This is a genomic window from Candidatus Eisenbacteria bacterium, assembly GCA_030017955.1.
In the GTDB taxonomy this organism is placed as follows: domain Bacteria; phylum Eisenbacteria; class RBG-16-71-46; order JASEGR01; family JASEGR01; genus JASEGR01.
In genome coordinates this window covers 1-2,283 of the sequence record JASEGR010000176.1, presented here as the reverse complement: position 1 = coordinate 2,283, position 2,283 = coordinate 1, and the positions used below count along the sequence as shown (strand labels likewise).

Here is a 2,283-nt window from a genome sequence, read left to right as displayed (position 1 = left end):
ATCATGAAGACAGCGGCTTCAACAGCGGCAAAAGAACATTCAAGATTTACATCCCCAAGTGCGACATGGATATCTGGAACGGCGGGAGCGATCTGGACAATGGACAGACCGCCGGAAGTCAGGGCGCACAGGTTCCCGAAGGTAGCGAGGTCTCGACCGGGGCTTACGTCTTGGTCAACTGGGACGATGACGACGCCGACGGGACGATGAACAACGACGGCACATGGTCGGCGTTGCCGGTGCCGGACTTGGCCGAGAACTCGGTTGCCAACGAAGACAATCTCGCCAAGTTGAAACCCACCGTCGAACCTCTGTTGGATACCGGCACCATTGAGTTGGAGGTGTCCGGCGCAGACGCGGGCAAAGTAAAACTCTGGACGCAGAGCACCAAGGGAACACAGGTCACGCTAACCTCGAACAAGAAGACTTGGAATCTCGCCAACTCGACGGAGAAGACCGACTTCCAGACCTTCATGAATGACGGCTACTGGATCGAGGGAACGGATGTCGGAACGGCTGAGCGCGGGGTTACGTTCACCGTGCGTTACAAAGACACTGGCGGGACCGAAATCTGCAGGGACGACAACAAGGCAACCATCGTCATGATCAATCTCGCCAACGCCGTTTACCGCGACAACATGATTGATTGGTGGGGTATTGGTATTCAGAACGACAGGGGACATGCAGCGTTGGTGTGGCGATATGCGGGGACCTGCACGAAAGCCGACCTGACCAACGATGTGAATTTCATCCTGATCGAAATGGGTGGGCCAACAGACACCCGAAATCTCACCACCATGACTCAACAACCAGGAGTTCCGGCCTATGGGTGCTTCAGAAATCCAGCGATGACGTATGTTCACCGTCTCCGGATAATCCAAGCCGCCCGCGCATTGGTGGACAGATCCCCTATCAACTACACGCCGTGGAATGCCGCCCTTCCTGAAACATGGAATGGCCATCTCGATACCGTCGCTGGTCTGCGCTGTGACGGGTTGGTCGAGGTCTGCTACGAGATCAATGGGGTGGAAGTGTGGGGGATGGAAAGGGATCCTGACGGTCACACCGTCCACTACCCGATAAACGATCAGGCTGACAACTGGAGTTACAGTCCCACTTGGGGCACATGGTCCGCAGGAGCAAACGGCCTACCGGACAACCTCGAAGAACACAATGATTTCGACGCTATTGGCTGGGCCGATACCTTGATGCCAGCAACTCAATGCGGAAACGTTGCTCCGGTCGAAGCGGACACCCAGTTGGAAGAACAGAACCTTTGCCAGCCGATAGGCAGCACAGGAGGGAATTGAGATGAGATTACGAATACTTTTTGCCTGCTGTCTCCTTGGTCCGTCTCTGCTCCATGGGGAGACCAGCGTATGGACGAGAATCGAAGAACTTTTGCAGCACGATACGCCCCAGGGGAATCCGCAACTTGAAGCATACCTCAAGACGCTCACGCGTCCGCAAATGATCGAAGCAGCCCGCGAATGTTGCAAGAAGGCCGAAGCTCGCGTTCCAGAGGCAACATGGGAAGGGTGTGCCATTCCGGTAAGTATTGCTCTTTTGTTCTATGTAGATGCGGACGGTGGCCTCGCCAAGGACGCCTTGAACTCTTTGTTTGACTGCATTGCGTCCGAGAAGGAGGGACAACTTATCCGGGAATCATTGGTGGGGCTTCTGCGTCAAAGGTACTGGAGGCAGTTGACCACTGATCAGCGGAAGCAGTGCAAGCAAAAGTTCTTCACGGTGTTGTCAGACAAAAATGCGCCTGTGCGACTGAGAGCCTTGACTTGCCGGGAACTCTCGTTGGCGATAGCCGAGAATCACCGCGACATTATACTCTCGGACAAGAACGTGCGGCCGCTCAGGAACGATAAACAGAAATGGTGGAATCTTGACGATCTTATTCGCAAGGGAGAAGTCCGACTCGATCCTGAGACGCGGAAGGCATTGAAGACACTCCGTAAGGAGATCCAGGACATCACGCCGACTCTCACCGCGCTATCTCAGGATGCCGCCGAATCGCCGGAAGTAGGAGGCCGGGCCAAAGGTGCGTTGAAGACTTTTGCGGACTTGCCGGTTGTGCCCGAACAGTGACTATCGGAACTCATGGACGTTGACCGAGCCATAGTGATCGTTCACAAACTTGCCGACGGGGTTGATCCGACCACCGGCGAACGCAAGGGCGACGGGAGAAGGCCCAGATCAGGGGCCGGCTCGATTGACGGCGGCGGGATTTTCTGCGACGCGTCGCCCGGCGCGAAGGTTGTCAACAGCATC

2 protein-coding genes are annotated in these 2,283 nt (G+C 55.8%); both read left to right on the top strand.

All coding sequences use genetic code 11. The features are described from left to right. Positions 1-1,310: hypothetical protein (locus QME66_13420; protein ID MDI6809946.1), on the top strand; the 1,310-nt coding region annotated here is incomplete at its 5' end. A 1-nt stretch (position 1,311) separates the two neighbouring features. After that, the gene (locus QME66_13415) at positions 1,312-2,100 is read left to right on the top strand and encodes a hypothetical protein (protein ID MDI6809945.1); all 789 of its coding nucleotides are present in this window, start codon (positions 1,312-1,314) and stop codon (positions 2,098-2,100) included. Positions 2,101-2,283 lie beyond the last annotated feature (183 nt).

Coding starts and splice junctions, on each gene's coding strand:
- QME66_13415 (MDI6809945.1), top strand. CDS start 1,312: ATGAGATTACGAATACTTTTTGCCTGCTGTCTCCTTGGTCCGTCTCTG.